This window comes from Caulobacter sp. ErkDOM-C (assembly GCF_048541825.1).
Classification (GTDB): Bacteria; Pseudomonadota; Alphaproteobacteria; order Caulobacterales; family Caulobacteraceae; genus Caulobacter.
Genome location: NZ_CP183332.1, coordinates 640318 through 660689, shown reverse-complemented (window position 1 = coordinate 660689; position 20372 = coordinate 640318). Strand labels below are relative to the sequence as shown.

Genomic DNA, 20372 nt, shown 5'->3' with positions numbered 1-20372 from the left:
GTTAGGCCGCAGCCGCCGTCTGTGTGGTGGTGTTGGTGGTGGCGGTCGTTGTGGGCGCCGAAGTCGGCGCCGGCGGGTTCTGAACGCCGATCACGGAGTCGACCGGGTATTTCGTGCCGCCGATGGTGACCATGTTCTGACCGCTCTCATTGGTGATGGCCGTCACGATGCCCTCGATACGACCTTTCGACGTCGCGGGGATCGTGCTGCCTTCGCCGTCCTTGGCGGTGATCCTCAGGGTGTAGGCGCCGCCTGCGGGCTGGGCCGTGCCGTCATCGCTCTTGCCGTCCCATTCAAGAGCGTGGTCACCCTTGGACATATCCTCAGGCAGGATGGTCCTGATGGTCTTGCCATACTTGTCGATGACCTCGACCTTCACGCTGCTGGCCGCACGGCTCTGTTCGTAGGACCAGGTGGCCTTGCCGTCCTTGAGCAAGGCCTTGTCGGTTTCGACAGTGGCCAGCTTGTCCATCATGGCGACGGCCTGGGTCATGCCGCCGTCGTTCATGCCCACCAGGGCCGCCAGCAGGTCATTGGTGACCAGCTGCTGCTCGACGCCCGTCATCTGGACGATCTGGCCCGTGAAGGCATTTGAATCCATTGGCGACAACGGGTCCTGGTTCTTCATCTGGGTGGTCAGCAGCTTGAGGAAAGTCTCCTTGCTGCTGGCCAGGGTGTTGCGGGAGTTATTGATCTTGTCGAGCGTGGCGTTTGAGCCCGAAACTGCGGCGGTAGCCATGGCGCGGTCTCTCTCTAAATTCTGATGTCCAGACCGCTGTCGGGGGCCATTCGAAGCCCGGGCAGCAGATCTGAAGTGGAAAGGATGGGAGCGTCGTCGTTTTGGGCGGACTGGAAGGCCTTGCCCGACCAGGCCCGGCGGCCGTCTTCGCCGCCGTTGAAATTGAAGAAGGCGTTCTGGCCGTTCTGGCCGCCCTGGCTGGACACATCGAAGCGCAGGGCGTCGTCGGCGATCGTGAAGCCGGCCTGCGACAGGGCCTGGCGCAGCTCGGCCGACTTGCCTCTCAGTTCGGCGGCCGCCTGGGCGGTGTCGAAGGCCATCGAAGCGGTCAGTGCGCCGTGACGGCCGATCTCGATGCGAACATCGACCTTGCCCAGACCTTCCGGCGTCAGGGCCACGTCAAAGCGCGTAGTCTGGGCGTCGAGCTTCTTGAGGATCTCGGCCGAGAGTTGAGCCACCGTCTCCGGCGAACCGCGCGTCTCGGCCCGCAGAGCCGGAGCGACCTCAGGGCCGGCGGCGATGGTTGCGGCTGTGGTCTGCGAGATCGTGGGGGCATCCGGGGTCGCCGCAACGTCGGTGGCGGCGGCGCTCAGCGCCTCTGCGCTGGCCTGGCCCTGCCCGCCTTGCTGGCCGCCCCCCCCCTGATCGGCGCCAGCCTGGTCGGCGAGAGAAGCGGTCTCGACACCGGCGATCTTGACGGTTTCAGCTTCGGTTGACGTGGCCGGTTCGGCCTCGGTTGATGCGATCGTGGCCGTCGCGACCTTTACGGCGGTCTCGGCTACGGCCTGGGCAACGACCTTGACGGTCTCGGCGGCCGGCGGGGCGGCTTCGACGACAGGCGCAACGGGGACCGGCGACGCTTCGACCTCGGCGACGATAACAACAGGCTCGGCAGAGGTCGTCATGTCGACCGTAGGCGCGGCGACGGCCGGAGCGGTTTGGGACGCGGGCTTGGCGGCGACGGTCGGTGTCTGAGCGGCCTGCGCAGCCAGGGTGGCGATATCGACGCCGGCGTCTTCCGCCGCGATCGGCGCTTCCAGCAGGGCGCTCTCGGGAATATCGATTACGGCCGTCGCGGCAGGCGCCGAAGCGGCGCTCCTCGCATCGGCGACCGGCGGCGTGACGACGCCTTGGCCCGTGATCGCCGCTTCGGCGAGCGTGGGTGCCATCAGCGAAGCCGCATCAAGGGCGGCGCTCGCGGCGTCTACAGCGGCGTCGCTCGAGGCTGGAACGGCTGCTGAGAGCGCTTGAGAAGCGACCAGATCGGAAGGGATCGGCGCCGGTGTGGAAACGAGGGACGCCGTGGCGTCAACATCCGGAAGGGTGGTCGGGGCAAACGTCTCTTCCGTCTGCGGCATCATCGCCGCGACGAGAGTCGCCGCGGCCAGCGCGGCCGCTTCGGCCTGGGCGGCGGCCTCTGCGACGTCTTCCGCTGCCGCGTCCTCAGCGGCGTCCTCAGCGGCGTCGCTAGCCAGTGCCTGGGCTGAGGCGGCGTCAGCCTCTTCTGCCTTGGCGGACGCGGTCTCGGTCCTTGCGGCCTGGTCGGCGAGGTCAGCCCTGTCAGCGGTCTTGCTCGCCCCCTGGGTCGGAGCGTGCCTGGGCGGCGCCGGCTCGTCACTTTTCGTCACAACTGCGAGGAGCGCATCAAAGCCTTGATCCACGCCCAAACCGCCAGCGCCCGATGAGGGGCTGAAGGAAGGTGTGGCGGCGGTGGCGGCGATCACGGTCATTCGTGGGCTCGGTCCGTTGCGTGCAGCGGTTCATGACGAACACGCCTTTGTCTGAACCTCCCTGAGCAACCGTCGGGCCAACCCGCCAACACAATCTATCGTGTTGTTTTTCCTGACTTTAATTCCTTGTTTATAACTCCAGATCGTCGGTCAGCGGCGCTTTTTGCCGAGTCGAATGGGGTTGTGAGGGGCGTGGCTTGCCGCGTCGCCCAGTCGCGCCCCCACTTGGCGCCCTCCTTGCGCATCACAACTTGTCGAATACCCGGCACTTGGAACAAAATGCCATGAATTTCAGTGGCTTGGCACATATCGAGGGCATTGGTCCCTCCCCCGCTCGGCACTTTTCGCCGGGCAAGGGCGCGTCGCGTGGTTCGCGGATTGCCGGGCAGTCGGGAGCGTTCGCATGACTCTGAATTCCATCATGAACACGGCGAGTTCGGGGATGATGGCGGCCCAGACGGGCCTGCGCGTCGTCTCGGACAATATCGCCAACGTCAATACCCCGGGCTATGTCCGCAAGACGATCAGCCAGTCGAACCTGATCTCGAACGGCGTCGGCGTCGGCGTCAGCATAGACGCCATCAAGCGCGCGACCGACCGCTTCCTGCAGTCCGCGAGCCTGAACGCGGTATCCGACGCCGGCCGCGCCTCGGCCCTGTCCGAATCCCTGAACACCGCCCAGAACCTGTTTGGCGACCCCAGCGGCGACAACAGCTATTTCGGCAAGCTGGACGACATCTTCTCGGCATTCTCCAAGGCCTCGGATGACCCGTCCTCGAGCCTGCTGCGCACCCAAGCCCTGACGCGGGTCGACGATTTCCTGGGCGAGTCGAGCCGGATCACCGCAACCCTCTCCAGCCTGGGCAAGGACGCCGACAACCGGATCGTCTCCGACATCGAGCGGGTCAACGACCTGCTGCAGCAGATCAATACGCTCAATACCGATATCACCCGGGCCAAGGTGGCCGGCGCCGACGGCACGGGCTCGGAGAATGTCCAGAGCGGCCTGATCGACGAGCTTTCGAGCCTGATGAACATCCAGGTCAGCCAGCGCGCCAACGGCGGCGTCATCGTACGCTCGACCGAGGGTCTCAGCCTGGCCGGCGACGGCGCGGCGGTGATCTCGTATCAAAAGTCGAGCACGGCGACCGGTTTCCTGCAGGTCGTCCAGGCCAATGGCGGCGACATCCCGGTCGCGCTCAACATCTCCAGCGGCGAGCTCAAGGGCCTGCTGGACCTGCGCAATACCGAACTGCCCAATCTGTCCGACCAGCTGGGCGAGTTCGTGACCCGCGCGTCGGAAGAGCTCAATCGCGCCTCCAACGCCGCCTCGTCTGTACCGGCCCCCTCCTCGCTGACCGGTCGCAATACCGGCCTGGACGAAGCCACAGCGCTCGACCACTTCAGCGGCAAGACCACGATCGCCATCACCGACTCCAGCGGCGTCATCCAGCGACAGGTCGAGATCGATTTCGACCTGGGCACGATGACCGTAAATGGCGCGGCAGGCCCCAGCTTCACCAACACCGACTTTATCGCCCAATTGAACACCGCCCTGGCAGGCCAGGGCACGGCCTCGTTCGGCAACGGCGCCCTGAGCCTCAGCGCCAGCGCCAGCGCCGGCAACGGGGTGGTGGTCGCCGACGACCCGACCACGCCATCCAACAAGATCGGCAAGGGTTTCAGCCACTTCTTCGGCCTTAACGACATCGTCCAGACCAAGAGCTTCTCGCCTTACGAGACGGGCCTGACCGCCAGCGATCCGCACGGCTTCACGGCTGGCGACGTGATCACCCTGCGCCTGACCGACACCGACGGCGGTCGCATCCGGGACGTCAACGTCTCGGTGCCCGCCGGCGCCACGATGCAGGACCTGATGGACTCGCTGAACGCCCGCAACGGCGGCGTGGGGCTCTATGGAACCTTCGCCCTGGACGCCAAGGGCGCGATGAACTTCTCGTCCTATTCCGGCTCGACGGTCAGCCTTTCGGTAGCCGCGGACGACACCGAGCGCGGCATGGGCGGACCGTCGATCACCCAGCTGTTCGGCGTGGGGCCCGCCGAACGCAGTACCCGCGGTGAACGTTTCGTCGTCAATCCGGCCATGGATCAGGACCCCACCCGCCTGCCCTTCGCCAAGCTGAACCTCTCGGCGGGCGCCGGGGTGATCGCCTTGGCCGTTGGCGACGGACGCGGCGCCCTGGCCCTGGCCAAGGCCGGCGACACCATGGCGGATTTCGCCGCCGTTGGCGGCGCCTCGGCCACCAAGACCAGCCTGCTGCGCTACGCCGCCGATTTCAGCGGCTCGATCGCCCGCAAGGCCGCTGCCGCAGAAAGCCGCAAGGACGCCGCCGAAGCGGTGGCCATCGAGGTCGACACCCAGCGCCAGGGGCAGGAGGGGGTCAATCTCGACGAGGAACTGATCAACCTGACCACCTATCAGCAGGCGTTCAACGCCTCCGCCCGCCTGATCCAGGCGACCAAGGACATGTACGATGTCCTGACAAACATCCTCTGAGGCTGACCGATGACCCGCGTCTCAACCGGCTCCAACTATAGCATCATGACCAGCAACCTGATGCGCGCCCAGCAGCGACAGAACGTGCTGGGCGAACAGGTCGCCAGCCAGAAGGTCGCCAACGACCTGAAGGGCTACTCCAAGAACGCCGAGGTGCTGACCGCCATGCGCAGCACGCAGGCGAAGATCGAGGGCCTGATCGACCAGACCAAGCTGGTCGCCAACCGGCTGGACATGCAGGACACCGGCATCGGGCAGGTCGCCGGTGGCATTCAGAGCGGCCGGGCGGCGATCGAGAACGCCATGGCGGCCGGCGGCGCGACACTGATGCAACAGCTGGAAGCGGCCTTCGGCAGCGTCGCCCAGGGCGTGAACACCAAATCCAATGGCCGTTACGTGTTTGCCGGCGCCTTGACCGACACCGCCCCGACCACCGCCAACACCCTGGCCGACCTGACCGCCGCGGGGACGACGGCCGACCTCTTCAAGAACGACACCTATATCGCCACCAACCGCATCGACCAGCAGACCACGGTGCAAACCGGCGTCCTGGGTGACGGCCTGGCCACCAAGGCCTTCGACGCCTTCAAGCAGGTCCAGGCCTATGTCGAGGCCAATGGTCCGTTTGGCAGCCCCCTGACCAGCACCCAGCACGACTTCCTCAAGGGCATGGTGGCGACCTTCAAGGACGCCCATACCGATGCGCTCAACACCCAGGGCAAGAACGGCCTGGTCCAGAAGCGTTTTGAGAACGCCGGCGTCGAGCTCAAGGACCAGGCCGACACCCTGACCGGCATGGTCGGCGGCATCGTCGATGTCGACATGGCCGAGGCCGTGACCCGGCTCGAAGCCGCCCAGCTGGCGGTCCAGGCTGCGGCCCAGGTGTTCGCCAGCCTGCAGAGCTCGTCGCTGCTGAACGTTCTGAAATAGGGCAAACCTCGCAAAGCCGGCCCTGAAGCGCTATATGCCCGCCATGGACGCCGACATTCTCGATCATGCCCTCCCCGGGGCTCTGGCCGACCGCGCAGTCGAGATGGCTCGCGACGCCGTGGGGCTTGCAGCGGGCGCGCGCGTCGTTGTGGCGATGTCGGGCGGCGTGGATTCCACGGTCACGGCGGCCCTGCTGGCCCGGGCCGGCTACGACGTGGTCGGCGTCACCCTGCAGCTCTATGACCATGGCGCGGCTATCGCCAAGAAGGGCGCCTGCTGCGCGGGTCAGGATATCATGGATGCCCGGATGGCCGCCGAGCGCATTGGCATCCCACACTATGTCCTGGACTACGAAAGCCGCTTCAAGGAACAGGTGATCGAGGAGTTCGCTGACGCCTATCTGCGCGGCGAGACACCGATCCCTTGCGTGCGCTGCAACCAGACGGTCAAGTTCCGCGACCTGCTGGACGTGGCCCGCGACCTGGGCGCCGAGGCCATGGCCACCGGCCACTATGTCCAGCGTAGCCTGTCCGGAAACCGGCCGCAGCTGCGCAGGGCCGGCGATCCATCGAAAGACCAGAGCTATTTCCTGTTCGCCACCACGCGCGATCAGCTGGACTTCCTGCGCTTTCCGCTGGGCGACATGCCCAAGAGCGAGGTGCGCCGGGTCGCCGCAGAGCTTGGCCTGGCCATCGCCGACAAGCCCGACAGCCAGGACATCTGCTTCGTGCCCGAGGGCAAGTACACCACGGTGATCGACCGCATCCGCCCGCATGGCGCGATCCCGGGCGACATCGTTCACATGGATGGCCGCGTGCTGGGTCAGCACGAGGGCGTCACCCGCTACACTATCGGCCAGCGCAGGGGCTTGAACATCGCCGTCGGCGATCCCCTGTTCGTGGTCCGCATCGACGCCGACCAGCGCCAGGTGATCGTCGGCCCGCGCGAGGCGCTGCTGACAGCCTCCCTGGTGCTCAAGGAAGGCAACTGGCTAGGCGGCCAGGACAGCCTCGAAGCTGCAGCGGAAGCTGGCCAACCCGTCCTGGCCCGCGTGCGTTCAACCCGCGAACCGGTGCCGGGGCGTCTTGCGATGGTCGATGGCGACCTGCGCGTGGTGTTCGACACTCACGAAGAAGGCGTCGCCCCGGGTCAGGCCTGCGTGCTCTACGACCCCGCCGATCCCGATCGCGTGCTAGGCGGCGGGTTCATCGCCAGTACGGTGCGGGCGCAGGTCGCGGTTTAGCCGCGCTTGGATCCAGGCCGGGCGGCCTGTCATGCTCAAAGCGGAAGTTGCACCGTGCTCTTGACCTCTTCCAGCACGGCATAGGTCCGAGTCTCGCGCACGCCGGGCATCTTGACCAGGATGTCGCCCAGAAAGCCGCGATAGGCCTCCATGTCGCGCACCCGGGCCTTGATCAGATAGTCGAAGCCGCCGGCGACCATGTGACACTCCAGGATCTCGGGCGCTCGGCGGACAGCGGCGGCGAAGTCCTCGAACACCTCGCCGGTCGTGCGCTCCAGCATCACCTCGACGAAGATCAGCAGGGCGCGATCGACCTTGGCCGGGTCCAGCAACGCTGCATAGCCGGTGATGAAACCGCGCTCGCGCAAGCGTCGCACGCGGTCGAAGGTGGCGGCCGGCGACAGGTTGCACTGCTTGGCCAGCTCGGCATTGGTGATGCGGCCATCGGCCTGCAGAACCCTCAACAGGCGGCGATCGGTGTCATCAAGAGCGGAACTGGCCATTTGCGCCTTTCTTCGAAGATTGTTCGTAAAATTGTCACATAAAGCAAAGCACATTCAGAAAACATGCGGCTATACCACACAGCGTCCTAGCCGGTTCCGCCCCGCCGTTTCTCCAGACGGCGCCCGGAACCCCCGAAGACCCTGTCCCCGCCTGATTGGGGACACCAGCGGCGCCTTTCCCCCAGGGCGCAGCCGAGAGCGGAAGGGACGCGCGTCTCCCCCCTAGTCGCGTCCCTTCCCACCTCTCCCTTTCAAGGTCATTCTGCCGCCCAGCCCTGCGTCACCACGCCGCCCAGCAGAGCCGTTTGGAGCAAAAGCGCCGAACAGGGTCTTTGTACTGAATTTTCTACGGTCTAAATTCGTGACAAACGAAGCACATTCGCCTCAGGCCTCCATATACCGTTGATCATCATTCCACCCCAAGGGTAAGCGCATGACCGACTGGGACAGCCTCGACAACGGCAAGTATCGCGACGAAGCCGCCGTGATCAGCGATCTTCTGGCCGCCAAGGCGATGACCTCCGAAGACCGCGCCGCCGTCCGCGCCGAGGCCGAGGCCTTGGTGCGCGGTGCCCGCCGCAGCGTTCGCAAACAGGGCGTGGTCGAGAGCTTCCTGCAGGAGTTCAGCCTGGGCACCCGCGAGGGCCTGGCCCTGATGTGTCTGGCCGAGGCCCTGCTGCGCACCCCCGACGACGACACCCGCGACAAGCTGATCGCCGAGAAGATCGGCTCGGCCGACTGGGCCTCGCACCTCGGTGGCAGCGACAGCCTGTTCGTCAACGCCTCGACCTGGGGCCTGATGCTGACCGGCAAGATCGTCGAGCCCGACGACCAGGCCCAGAGGGACCTGCCCGCTTTCATCAAGAAGATCGCCGGCCGCCTGGGCGAGCCCGTCATCCGCGCCGCTGTCGGCCAGGCCATCCGCATCATGGGCGAGCAGTTCGTGCTGGGTCGCACCATCGAGGCGGCCATCAAGCGCGCCGCGCAGGACAACGACATCTGCAGCTTCGACATGCTGGGCGAAGGCGCCCGTACCGCCGCCGACGCCGAGCGTTATGAAAAGTCCTATGCCGACGCCATCCTGACGGTCGGCAGACTGTCGAACGGCGCAAATTCTGTGGGGGGCCCAGAGGCCGGCCATGGCGTGTCGGTCAAGCTGTCGGCCCTGACCCCGCGCTACGAAGCGACGCAGGAAGCCCGCGTCTGGGACGAACTCTATCCCCGCGTCCTGCGTCTGGCCCTGATCGCCGCCAAATACGACATCAACTTCACCATCGACGCCGAGGAAGCCGACCGCCTGGCGCTTTCCTTGAAGCTGCTGGACCGCCTGTGCCGCGAACCGGAACTGGGCGCGTGGACCGGTCTTGGCCTGGCCGTCCAGGCCTACCAGAAGCGTTGCCCCGAGGTGATCGCCCGCCTGTCCGCCCTGTCGCAGGAGACCGGCCGTCGCCTGATGGTGCGCCTGGTCAAGGGCGCCTACTGGGACAGCGAGATCAAGCGCGCCCAGGTCGCCGGCCGTCCGGACTATCCGGTCTATTCGACCAAGCCGGCCACCGACCTCTCGTACCTGGTCTGCGCCAAGGCCCTGATCGCCGCCGCACCGCACCTCTACGCCCAGTTCGCCACCCACAACGCCCACACCCTGGCGGCCGTGGTGCGGATGGCCAAGAACGCCGGCGTCAAGATCGAGCACCAACGCCTGCATGGCATGGGCGAGGCGCTCTACAAGGCTGCTGACGACCTCTATGACGGCATCGTCCTGCGCGCCTACGCCCCGGTGGGCGGTCACGAGGACCTGCTGCCCTATCTGGTTCGCCGCCTGTTGGAGAACGGCGCCAATACCAGCTTCGTTCACGCCCTGCTCGACGAGCGGGTGCCGGTGGAAAAGGTGGTCGTCGATCCCATCGACGCCGTTGAGGCCCATCCCGACCGCCACGCCAAGATCCCGACCCCGATCGAAGTCTATGGCGATCGCCGCCGGAACAGCGCCGGCGTCGATCTTTCCATCAAGGCCGACCGCGAGCGCCTGACCGCCGCCGTGGCGGCGCTGGACGCCCTGACGCTGTCAGCGGGCCCGCTGATCGGCGGCCGGATGACGGCCGGCACCGCGCCGCAGCCGGTGGTCAGCCCTGCCGATGAAGGCCGGGTCGTAGGCGTAGTCTCCGAGGCCCAGCTGCCGCAGATCGACCAGGCCTTCAATCTGGCGCGCGCCGCCCAGCCGGCCTGGGATCGTTCGGGCGGCGCAGCGCGCGCCAAGGTCCTGCGAGCCATGGGCGACGCCCTGGAAGCCAATATCGACCACCTGATCGCCATCCTGTCGCGGGAAGCTGGCAAGACGCTGTCAGACGGCATCGCCGAGGTGCGCGAGGCGGTAGATTTCTGCCGCTACTATGCGGTGCTGGCCGAGGACCAATTCGGCGAGGGCGAACTGCTGAAAGGCCCGGTCGGCGAAACCAATGTCCTGCGCCTGGCCGGTCGCGGCGTCTTCGTCTGCATCAGCCCGTGGAACTTCCCGCTGGCCATCTTTACCGGCCAGATCGCCGCGGCGCTCGCCGCCGGCAACGCCGTGCTGGCCAAGCCCGCCGAACAGACCCCGCTGATCGCCATGGAGGCCGTGAAGCTCTATCACGCCGCAGGCCTGGACCCCCGCCTGCTGGCCCTGCTGCCCGGGCGTGGCGAGACCGTCGGCGCCGTGCTGACCGCCCACGATCAGCTGGACGGCGTGGCCTTCACCGGCGGCACCGATACCGCCTGGCGCATCAACCAGACGCTCGCCCAAAGGCAGGGGCCGATCGTGCCGTTCATCGCCGAGACCGGCGGCCTGAACGGCATGTTCGTCGACACCACCGCCCAGCGCGAGCAGGTGATCGATGACGTGATCGTGTCGGCCTTCGGCAGCGCCGGCCAGCGTTGCTCGGCACTTCGCCTGCTGTTCCTGCCGCACGACACCGCCGACCATATCATCGACGGTCTGAAGGGCGCGATGGACGCCCTGGTGCTGGGTGATCCGGCCCTGGCCGTCACCGATGTCGGCCCGGTGATCGACGCCGAAGCCCAGGACGCGCTGGAGAGGCACAGGGTCCGCCTCAAGCGCGAGGCCAAGATCCTGCACGTCCTGCAGACCCCCGCCGCCGGCACGTTCTTCGCGCCGGTCCTGGCCGAGATCCCTGCCGCCGACTTCCTGGAGCGCGAGGTGTTCGGCCCCATCCTGCACGTGGTGCGCTACGCCCCTGAAGACCTGGAACAGGTCGCCGGCGCCCTGGCGGCCCGCCGCTATGGCCTGACCCTCGGTATCCACTCGCGGATCGAGAGCTTCGCGGCCGACGTCCAGCGCCTGGTCCCGGCCGGCAACACCTATGTGAACCGCTCAATGACCGGCGCCGTGGTCGGGGTGCAACCCTTCGGCGGCGAAGGCCTGTCCGGCACCGGCCCCAAGGCCGGCGGCCCGCACGCCCTGCTGCGTTACGCGGTCGAGCGGGCGGTCAGCGTCAACATCACAGCCCAGGGCGGGGATCCGGCGCTGTTGAATCTGTAGGGATTAGCGCCTGGAAAGCCCTCTCCCGGCGGGAGAGGATCGGTGAGCGTTACGCCCTCACCGCTTTCCACGCCGGTCGGCAGGTGGTGGGCAAACGTGATCCTCAGAACCGCGCGCTGATGGTCAGGCGCGCATTCAGCGGCGCACCGGTCGAGATGTTGGCGTTGTTGTGAGCGTCCGGAAAATAGGTCTCATCGAACAGGTTCTCGATATTGAGCTGGACCTGCACGCTATCCGAAAGATCATAGAAGGCGGCGGCATCGACCCGGACAAAGCCAGGCAGTCGCGTGGTCGCACTACTGGTCCGGATCGCGGCGAACTGCTCGGACTGATGGGTGACCCCCAGGCCGAGACCGATGCGGTCGGTCACGTTGAACCGGTTCCAGAGACTGAACTGCTGCTCGGGCACCTGGGCAAGCCGTACGAAGTCATTGCCCGCAAGCACAGCGTCCTGCCACGCATAGCCGGCGCTGATCTGCCATCGGCCGGTGATATTCCCAGTCGCTGCGATTTCCAGCCCTTCCGTGCGGGTCTCGCCCACATTGACGCTCAGCGCGGGGTTTTTCGGGTCGGGCGTGGTGGCGTTTGTCCGGTCAAGCTGGAACACGGCCGCTGTCAGGATCAGGTTCGGCCTGACCTGCCATTTCACACCGACCTCCGTATTGGTGAAACGCTCTGGCTCGAGGTTTTCCTGTATCGTCGACAGGCTGAGGAACTGGTCGCCTGCGCGGGGCAAAAACGAACGGCTGTAGCTGGCGTAGAGTGACAGGTCAGGCTTCGGCTTGAAGATCAGGCCAAGACGCGGCGACACCTTCTCGTCTGTGCGCGAAAAAGGTCGGTCGACGGCGGGCTGGAAATCGACGCCGTTGATATCGAACCGGTCGAACCGCAGGCCGGCGACGATGTCGAACCGCTCTCCAAGGCTGATCTGGTCCTGCACATAGGCCGACACGGTCTCGACGGTCGAAACCGTATCGCGTGTCAGAGCGCCGAAGGTGACGGTCGGAAACACCGGATTGGCGAGGCTGAAGGTGGCGTTCGACAAGACCCCGTTCCGGCGCTGGTTTGCCGAGGCTTGATCGCCGTATTCAAGGCCGAACAGGATGCGGTGATCCAACGGCCCCGTGTTCGTCTCCCAAAGCAGATTGCTCTGAACGAGAAGGTTCTCGCGGGTCGTCGGGTCGGTGTAGGCCGCCAGGGGCACGCCCCCCGTCTGGTTCGTGGCCGGACCGTTGGGGTAGACGTTGGCATAGACCTTGTCGAACTCGCCGTAGAGAAGGGTGGTCGATACCGAAAGGCCCGGCGCAATCTCACCGTCGATCCGGCCCTTTACGATGTGGGCTTCCAGCTTTGCCTGATTTACGCCGGGCACCCCGAAAAACTGGTCGCGGTAGCCCTCGATCGGTCGGCCGTTCAGCGATGGCACACCCCGGTCGGTGACCCGCTCGTCATTGACATATTCGTAGGACAGTCCCGCACGCCAGCTGCCCCCGAGATCCGCAGCAAGATAGGGGTTCACGGCAAACCGCTGGCCTTCATAGACGTCCCTGTGGTTCGCCAGTTCCTCGTAAACGGCATTCAGCCGGAAGGCGACCTTCTCGCTCAGAGGGGTATTGACGTCAGCAGAGATGTCGAAGGCCCCGAAACTGTTGGCAGACAGTCGGCCGCTGGCAAATGGAGCTGCTCCGTTTGGCGTTTTCTGGACCCGATTGACGATGCCACCCCCACCGCCCCGACCGAAGATCAGAGCATAGGGCCCTTTCAGAACCTCGACGCGTTCGAGGTTGTAGAGCCCTCGGTAGTACTGGACATCGTCGCGCACGCCATCGAGGAAGAAGTCGGCGGTCGTGTTCTGGCCGCGGAGCGTGATCTGGTCGCGGTTCCCCTCGCCCTGACCGATGGTCACGCCGGGAACGTAGCGCAGGACATCGGACAAGCTGTAGGCGGCCTGGTCATCCAGCTGGTCGCGCGTCACCACATTGATGCTTTGCGGCACATCGATCAGAGGGGTGTCGGTCTTGGTAGCCGTCACGGAATTGACCGCGACATAACCCCGTGTCTTGCCCGTCACGATGATGGTCCCGAGGTCGGGCGCAGTTTCCTGGGTCAGGCCACTCGTCGGCAGGACCAGGATCAGAGCGGACAAGGTGAAAACAAAACGCATCGCGGACGAGGACCCGATTGAAAAAGGGCGCTCCTGATACTGCGAACTATTTTCATTATCAATACGACGGGTTACTTTTTTGGACATCCACCCGCTCTTCCCATAGGGGAGCGAGGTACAATTATCAATTTTCACGATTAAATTGCCTGAATACCCCTCCCCCGCGCCCAAGGCCGTCGCTAGTCTCGCCAAACGAGGAGAACCAAGCATGCTGTCGAGACGTCACCTGATGGTCGCTGGCGCCGCCGCGATGGCCGCTACCGGAGTTCAAGCCACCGCCAAGCCGAAGGACTTCGTCGCCGTCTCCGACGGCCGCCTGACCCTCGACGGCAAGCCCTATCGCTTCGTGGGGAGCAATCTCTGGTACGGTGCCTGGCTGGGCTCGCCCGCCGCCTATGGCGACCGCGCGCGGCTGGGGCGTGAACTCGACAAGCTCAAGAGCCTGGGCGTCACCAATCTGCGGGTGCTGGGCTCGGGAGAGCGCTCGCCGGCCAAGGTCGCGATGGATCCCACCTTCCGGGGTCCGGGCGAGGACTACAGCGCCGACCTGCTGACGGGCCTGGATATCCTGCTGGCGCAGATGGCGCAGCGCGACATGAAGGCCGTGATCTATCTCAACAACTTCTGGGACTGGTCAGGCGGCATGCCGGCCTATCTGAACTGGACGGGTAACGGGTCATGGTTCCAGCAGGGAGACCCGGCCCATCCCTGGCCGGAATATCCCGACTATTCGGCCCGCTTCTATGGCGACGCCAAGGCCAACGCCCTGTTCCGCCACTACATCAAGGCCGTGGTCGGCCGCACCAGCACTGTCACCGGCAAACCCTATCGCGACGACCCGACGATCATGGCCTGGCAACTGGCCAATGAGCCGCGCCCGGGTGGCACGGAAGCGTTCGGGGTCAAGAACCTGCCGACCTATTACCGCTGGATCGACGAGACGGCGGCCTACATCAAGAGCATCGATCCCAAACACCTGGTCTCGACCGGCAGCGAAGGCGCGATGGGCTGCCTGGAGCGCGAGTCCTGTGTGGTCGAGGCGCACAGGCCCGCCGCCATCGACTACATGACCCTGCACGTCTGGCCCAACAACTGGAGCTGGATAGACTTCAAGAACCAGCCCGGGACCTACGAGGCCGGCGAGGCCAGGTGCCGTGACTATGTCACCCGCCACATCGCCCTGGCCAAGGGCCTGAACAAGCCGCTGGTCATCGAGGAGTTTGGCCTGATCCGCGACGACCGCGCCTTCACGCCCGGCGCGCCGGCGACCTACAAGGATCGTTTTTACCAGACGATCTTCGACCTGACCCTGGCCGACATGAAGGCCGGCGGCCCGGTGGCCGGAACCAACTTCTGGGCCTGGAACGGCGAGGGCCGCGCCCAGCAGCCCGACGCCTGGTTCAAAAAGGGCGACACCAGTTTCGTCGGCGATCCGCCGCAGGAGGAACAAGGCCTGTTCGGCGTGTTCGACGCGGACGTTTCGACCCTGGCGGTGATCGAGGCTCACGCCAGCGCGATCGCTCGCCTGTAAATCCTGTCCACCGGTGTCATGGGCTGTGATACCTCTGCCTCCAAGCTCGCCAGAAGCCGCCGGAGGATACCCATGGACACCCGCCACACCCCCGACCGGCGCGGCCTGCTGATCGCCGCCGGCGCCGCGGCTATGGCCCCGTCAGCTGGCTTCGCGACCGACGCGGCGCGCTCACCGGTCGTGGCGACTGCAGCTGGCAAGGTGCGCGGCGCCAGCGCCGAGGGCGTCCATGTCTTTAAGGGCCTGCGCTACGGGGGAGATACCGGCGGCGCGCGGCGGTTCATGCCGCCGGTCAAGCCGCAGCCTTGGACCGGCGTCCAGGACGCCCTGACCTATGGCGCGGCCTCGATGCAGACCGGCAAGGGCGAGGACGGCGAGACGCTGTCGGAGGACTGCCTGTTCCTGAATGTCTGGACGCCCGCCAAGGCTGACAAGCGCGGCCTCGCCGACGGCGCCAGGCGGCCGGTGATGGTCTATATCCATGGCGGTGCCTATAACGGCGGCTCGGGCGGCAGCCCGTTGTACGACGGGTCCAGACTGGCCAAGCGCGGCGACGTGGTGGTGGTCACCGTCAATCACCGGCTCAACGCCTTTGGCTATCTGTATCTGCCGCGCATCTTCAATGACCCCAGCGTCGCCGACAGCGGCAATGCCGGTCAGATGGACCTCGTGCTGGCCCTGGAATGGGTGCGCGACAATATCGCGGCGTTCGGCGGCGATCCGGGCAATGTCACGGTGTTTGGACAGTCCGGCGGCGGGGCCAAGATCGCCACCCTGATGGCCATGCCGACAGCCAAGGGCCTGTTCCACCGCGCCGCCACCATGAGCGGCCAGCAGGTCACGGTGGGCGGCCCGTTCAACGCCACCAAGCGGGCGCAATTATTCCTCGACAAGCTGGGGGTCCGCGAGCTGGCCCAACTGCGCGCCCTCCCCGCCGACCAGCTTCTGAATGGCCTGAAGGCGGTGGACCCCGTGGCGGGCTCGGGCGGCGTCTATATGGGTCCGGTGCTGGACGAGCGATCCCTGACCCGCCACCCGTTCTTCCCCGACGCCGCGCCCCAGAGCCTGGACGTGCCGATGATGTGCGGCAACACCCACGACGAGACGCGCGGCTTCGTCGGCTATGACAAGACGATGCTGGCCATGAGCTGGGACGACGTGATCGCCCGCCTGCCCGGCCAGTTCAACGCCCGCATCGACATCGACCCGGCCACGGTCGTGACGGCCTATCGCAGGATCTATCCGGACTATTCGCCGTCGGACGTGTTCTTCGCCGCCGGCACGGCGGGACGCTCGTGGAAGGCGGCGATCATCCAGGCCGAGGAGCGGGCCCGGGCCGGCGCGCCGGCCTATGTCTATCAGGTGGACTGGCGCTCGCCGCGCGACGGCGGCGTCTGGGGCGCGCCCCACACCCTCGACATCGCCCTGGTGTTCGGCACGCTGACGGCAAAGGGCTCACTGGCCGACGGCGGCGCGGACTCGATCGCCATGTCCAGCCAGATGGGCGACGCCTTCATCGCCTTTGCCCGCACCGGCAATCCCAACTGCGCGGCGATACCGACCTGGGAGCCCTACACCCTGCCCAGACGCCAGACGCTGGTGTTCAACACGCCCTCGGCCATGGCCGACGACCCGCGCGGGGCCGAGCGGGAGCTGTTCAACAAGGTCCCGTTCACCCAGTTCGGGACCTAGGCTGCGACCTCTTCGTCTTCGTCTTCGTCTTCCTCGTCGGGATCGATCGCCAGGGCGGCGTCGCGCAGCGACTCCGCCTGGTCGGCGATCTCGGCGATGAGGTCATCATCGACGCCGAGGACTTCCAGAGCGGCGGCCAGATGCCCGATGACCAGGTCCAGTTCGTCGTCGCCCAGACCCAGTTCGCTCAGCCAGGCCAGAGCGGGTTCAACATCGTCGCGGCCATCGGCGCGGCCGGCGTCCATCGACACCGCCAGGAAGGCGCGCCCGCCCGCCGTGATCACCGGGCCAAACACGTCGGCCAGTCGGTCGTCGGCCTGGGCGCGCTGGAAGAAGTCGTCGAGCGCGGCCTGGGCGATCGTCTCGCCGCCGATGCGCTCATAGGGGATCAGGTTGCTGGTCATGACGTGTCCTCGCCGGAGCCATAAGTGAAACCAAAGCGAACTGGGAACGTGTCGACGCTAACACACGCCCTGGCTGGGAGCGTGATGGGCGCATGACAGTGAGGAAGTGATTTTGTGACGCCGCCCCCGCCGGATCGGCGGGGGCGAACGCGCCCTATTTCGCCGCGTCCATCAGGCCGGCGAAGCGCTCGAACAGATAGAGCGAATCCGTCGGACCGGGCGAGGCTTCCGGGTGGTGCTGAACGCTGAACACCGGCTTGCCCGTCAGCTGGATGCCGGCATTGGTGCCGTCGAACAACGACACGTGGGTCTCGGTGACGCCCGCCGGCAGGCTGGCGCTGTCGACCGTGAAGCCGTGGTTCATCGAGACGATCTCGACCTTGTCGGTGGTCAGGTCCTTGACCGGATGGTTGGCCCCGTGGTGGCCCTGTTCCATCTTCACCGTCTTGGCGCCCAGCGCCAGGGCCAGCATCTGGTGGCCCAGGCAGATGCCGAACACCGGCTTGCCGCTGGCGACCAGCTTCTGGATCTCGGGCACCGCATACTGGCCCGTCGCGGCCGGGTCACCGGGGCCGTTGGACAGCAGCACGCCGTCGGGATTGCGGGCCAGGATATCCTCGGCCGAGGTATTGGCGGGCACCACCGTGGCGCGGGCCCCGACATGGGCGAGAGCCCGCAGGATGTTGCGTTTGACGCCGTAGTCGAGGACCACGACCTCGTACTTGGGCTTGTCCAGCTTGGCGTAGCCTTCCGGCCACGACCATAGGCCCTCGTCCCAGGTAAAGGCCTGGGTGGTCGAGGCGTCCTTGGCCAGGTCCAGGCCTTCGAGGCCCGACCATTCGCGGGCCTTGGCGACCAAGGCGGGCAGGTCGAACAGACCGTCCGGATTGTGGGCGATGACGCCATGCGGCATGCCAGTTTCGCGGATCTTGCGGGTCAGGGCGCGGGTGTCGACGCCGGCCAGGCCGACCATGCCGCGACGCTTCATCCAGCCGTCGAAATCGCTGCTCGAGCGCCAGTTGGCCTCAGCCGTCGGAACCTCGCGGAAGATCGCGCCTCGCGCGGCCGTTTCCGATGCGCCGGACATCTGCTCGACGTCTTCAACATTGGTCCCGACATTGCCGACGTGCGGGAAGGTGAAGGCGACGATCTGGGCCATGTAGGACGGGTCGGTCAGGATCTCCTGATAACCGGTCATGGCGGTGTTGAAGCACACCTCGCCGACCGCGTCGCCGATCGCGCCGCAGCCCACGCCTTGCAGGATCGTGCCGTCGGCCAGGGCCAGGACACCGGTGACGCCCTTGAGCAGAACTGGAGGGGAGAGAAGGTCTTGGGACATCTCGGAAGCGCCTCCTAAAAACGCGTGGTCATTGTCGCAAACTGGCGGGCCGGGCGTAACCCCGCGCCACCGGGAAAGCGCGCGATCTCTTTGCAAGACGGCGGTCGGGCTTTTGGCCCGACCGCCGCGCAAACGGCGGCGTGTCTAGGGGGTGCAAGAAGGGGGGTCAACCCCTCTGATCACGGGGGTCAGGGCCCGCCGCCACATTCCCGTGATATGCGAAGCCCCCCCCTCGTCGGAACAAGCCTCAACCCCTTATGGTGCAAGGCCCACCACATGAAAGTCAGGGAGGACGGCCCGTGCTCGAACTGCGCCCCAATTGCGAGTGCTGCGACCGCGACCTGCCGCCGTCCAGCGAGGCGGCGCGGATCTGCACCTTCGAGTGCACTTTTTGCGCCGACTGCGCCGACACGCGATTCTTGGGGACGTGTCCCAACTGCGGCGGCGATCTGGTAGCCCGACCGATCCGGCCAGGGGACAAGCTGCACCGCTTCCCGGCCTCGCTGCGCCGGGTGGTCAAGGCTCACGCAGCCTGCGCCAGCCTGCGCTCACCCGAGCCGGGACCGTCCTGGGCGGCGCCCTGAAACCGCGAGCCCGGCCTGCCCAAGGACAAGTTGTCGCGGCCTGGCATCCTTTCAAGATTATGCGGCGTTAACGCCTTGGGGCTCATCACTAGAGCGTCCAAGGAGCAGACCGATGACGACCCTCAGCGCCCCCCGCCTCATCGCCAGAGAAGGCTCGAAGCTCAACCTTCTGAGTCTGGGTGAAACGGCGCTGCGCCTGATGCTCGTCGCCGCCCTGCCGATCAGCGCCACGATCTTTTTCATCCAGTCGTTCTAGGCCTTTCAGGTCCTGACCAGGCCGGCCGCGCGAAGGTCGGCCAGGGTGGGATAGCCATCGACCGCCATCAGCAGATCGGCCTCGGCCAGAATGCTGCGCAGGACGTGGACGACGCCCGCCACGCCTTCCAGCGCCAGGCCATAGGCATAGGGACGCCCCACGCCCACCGCCGCCGCGCCCAGGGCCAGAGCCTTGACCACGTCGCTGCCCGACCGAACCCCGGAATCGAACATCACCGGCGTCGAACCCGAGGCGTCGACGACGCCCTTGAGCATGTCGATCGCCGCCAGCCCGCCATTGGCCTGCCGTCCGCCGTGGTTTGAGCAATAGATCCCGTCCACACCGCCATCGATGGCCCGCCTGGCGTCGTCGGGATGGCAGATGCCCTTGAGGATCAGCGGCAGCTTGGTCAGCGACCGCAGCCAGGGCAGGTCGGCCCAGGTCAGGTTCTTGCCGAAGGTGCGGCCCCACTGGGCCACGGCGGCCTGCGGATCCTCCTCCGGCGGCTTGGCCAGCAGGGCGCGGAAGGCCGGGTCGGACATATAGTTGGCAAGGGCGTGGCCGCGCAGCTGCGGGAAGTTGGCGTCGTTCAGGTCGCGCGGCCGCCAGCCGGTCACCCAGGTGTCCAGGGTCACGACGATGGCCTTGAAGCCCGAGGCCTCGGCCCGGCGCACCAGGCTCTCTGCGACGTCCTTGTCCCTGGGCGTATAGAGCTGGAAGAAGCCAGGCGTGTCGCCGAGGGCGGCGGCGACCTGCTCCATCGGATCATTCATCAGGGTCGAGGCGACCATCGGCACGCCGGTGGCGGCCGACGCCTTGGCCGTGGCGATATCGCCATGACCGTCCTGGGCGCACAGGCCGATCACCCCGATCGGCGCCAGAAAGATCGGGCTCGGCAGCTTGAGACCAAACAGCTCGATGGACAGGTCGCGCGTCGAGCAGTCGACCATCATCCGTGGGATCAGGCCCCAGCGCTTGAAGGCCTCGGCGTTGTGATCCTGGGTGAATTCATCGCCGCAGCCGCCCTGCACATACGAGAGGGTCGAGGGCGGCAGGGCCGCATGGGCTCGGGCCTCGAGGGTCTTGAAGTCCACCGGCAGGGTCGGCTTCACGCCGCGCGTCAGGCCGCCGAAATAGATCTCGTTCTGATAGTCGCCGAACGCCATGGACGCCTCCCGTTTTTCTGCTCTTTGGGGTCAACCTG

The 20372-nt window shown here is 66.3% G+C and carries 15 protein-coding genes; 8 read left to right on the top strand and 7 right to left on the bottom strand.

Going from position 1 to position 20372, the window contains the following annotated elements; all coding sequences use genetic code 11:
• Nucleotide 1: 1 nt before the first annotated feature.
• Together ACN2C8_RS03145 and ACN2C8_RS03140 are read right to left on the bottom strand one after the other, a co-directional pair.
• Nucleotides 2-739 (bottom strand): flagellar hook assembly protein FlgD, encoded by a 738-nt coding sequence (locus ACN2C8_RS03145; protein WP_419254375.1) that lies wholly within the window; start codon nt 737-739, stop codon nt 2-4.
• Nucleotides 740-753: 14 nt separating this feature from the next.
• Nucleotides 754-2469: a flagellar hook-length control protein FliK gene (locus ACN2C8_RS03140; RefSeq protein ID WP_419254374.1), complete on the bottom strand. Its 1716-nt coding sequence runs from the start codon at nt 2467-2469 to the stop codon at nt 754-756.
• Between the two features lie 403 nt (nt 2470-2872).
• Here ACN2C8_RS03140 and flgK point away from each other — a divergent pair, with 403 nt between their 5' ends.
• Genes flgK through mnmA form a run of 3 tightly spaced genes read left to right on the top strand, consistent with a single transcriptional unit; the run spans nt 2873 to nt 7160 of the window.
• A complete protein-coding gene (gene flgK, locus ACN2C8_RS03135) occupies nt 2873-4987 on the top strand; it encodes a flagellar hook-associated protein FlgK (protein ID WP_419254373.1) in 2115 nt (704 codons plus the stop codon).
• Nucleotides 4988-4996: 9 nt separating this feature from the next.
• Nucleotides 4997-5917: a flagellin gene (locus ACN2C8_RS03130; protein ID WP_419254372.1), complete on the top strand. Its 921-nt coding sequence runs from the start codon at nt 4997-4999 to the stop codon at nt 5915-5917.
• A 34-nt stretch (nt 5918-5951) separates the two neighbouring features.
• A complete protein-coding gene (gene mnmA, locus ACN2C8_RS03125; RefSeq protein ID WP_419254371.1) occupies nt 5952-7160 on the top strand; it encodes a tRNA 2-thiouridine(34) synthase MnmA in 1209 nt (402 codons plus the stop codon).
• A gap of 35 nt (nt 7161-7195) precedes the next feature.
• Here mnmA and ACN2C8_RS03120 read toward each other — a convergent pair whose 3' ends face one another.
• Nucleotides 7196-7663, bottom strand: coding sequence for an Lrp/AsnC ligand binding domain-containing protein (locus tag ACN2C8_RS03120; RefSeq protein WP_419254370.1), 468 nt, complete (start codon nt 7661-7663; stop codon nt 7196-7198).
• A 433-nt stretch (nt 7664-8096) separates the two neighbouring features.
• On the opposite strand from ACN2C8_RS03120, the gene putA reads away from it, so the two are divergent.
• Complete coding sequence (gene putA / locus ACN2C8_RS03115) at nt 8097-11198, top strand: bifunctional proline dehydrogenase/L-glutamate gamma-semialdehyde dehydrogenase PutA (RefSeq protein WP_419254369.1); 3102 nt, start codon at nt 8097-8099, stop codon at nt 11196-11198.
• Nucleotides 11199-11301: 103 nt separating this feature from the next.
• Here putA and ACN2C8_RS03110 read toward each other — a convergent pair whose 3' ends face one another.
• Nucleotides 11302-13533 (bottom strand): TonB-dependent receptor, encoded by a 2232-nt coding sequence (locus ACN2C8_RS03110; RefSeq protein ID WP_419254368.1) that lies wholly within the window; start codon nt 13531-13533, stop codon nt 11302-11304.
• 37 nt (nt 13534-13570) lie between these two features.
• Between ACN2C8_RS03110 and ACN2C8_RS03105 the strand changes: the two genes are divergently transcribed.
• Both ACN2C8_RS03105 and ACN2C8_RS03100 read left to right on the top strand, forming a co-directional pair.
• On the top strand, nt 13571-14893 hold the full coding sequence (locus tag ACN2C8_RS03105) for a glycoside hydrolase 5 family protein (protein WP_419254367.1): 1323 nt from the start codon (nt 13571-13573) through the stop codon (nt 14891-14893).
• Between the two features lie 72 nt (nt 14894-14965).
• A complete protein-coding gene (locus ACN2C8_RS03100; RefSeq protein ID WP_419254366.1) occupies nt 14966-16585 on the top strand; it encodes a carboxylesterase/lipase family protein in 1620 nt (539 codons plus the stop codon).
• Here the strand turns inward: ACN2C8_RS03100 and ACN2C8_RS03095 are convergent.
• Nucleotides 16582-16989 carry a hypothetical protein gene (locus ACN2C8_RS03095; RefSeq protein ID WP_419254365.1) on the bottom strand — a complete coding sequence of 136 codons (408 nt, stop codon included), beginning with the start codon at nt 16987-16989 and terminating at the stop codon, nt 16582-16584. The two genes, ACN2C8_RS03100 and ACN2C8_RS03095, sit on opposite strands and share 4 nt — an antisense overlap.
• Before the next feature lie 154 nt (nt 16990-17143).
• Nucleotides 17144-18328 carry a glutamine-hydrolyzing carbamoyl-phosphate synthase small subunit gene (gene carA / locus ACN2C8_RS03090; RefSeq protein WP_419254364.1) on the bottom strand — a complete coding sequence of 395 codons (1185 nt, stop codon included), beginning with the start codon at nt 18326-18328 and terminating at the stop codon, nt 17144-17146.
• A 299-nt stretch (nt 18329-18627) separates the two neighbouring features.
• Between carA and ACN2C8_RS03085 the strand changes: the two genes are divergently transcribed.
• The gene (locus ACN2C8_RS03085) at nt 18628-18912 is read left to right on the top strand and encodes a DUF1272 domain-containing protein (protein ID WP_419254363.1); all 285 of its coding nucleotides are present in this window, start codon (nt 18628-18630) and stop codon (nt 18910-18912) included.
• A 112-nt stretch (nt 18913-19024) separates the two neighbouring features.
• A complete protein-coding gene (locus tag ACN2C8_RS03080; RefSeq protein WP_419254362.1) occupies nt 19025-19168 on the top strand; it encodes a hypothetical protein in 144 nt (47 codons plus the stop codon).
• Nucleotides 19169-19173: 5 nt separating this feature from the next.
• Here the strand turns inward: ACN2C8_RS03080 and ACN2C8_RS03075 are convergent, their stop codons facing one another.
• Nucleotides 19174-20334, bottom strand: coding sequence for an alpha-hydroxy-acid oxidizing protein (locus tag ACN2C8_RS03075; RefSeq protein ID WP_419254361.1), 1161 nt, complete (start codon nt 20332-20334; stop codon nt 19174-19176).
• Between the last annotated feature and the right edge of the window lie 38 nt (nt 20335-20372).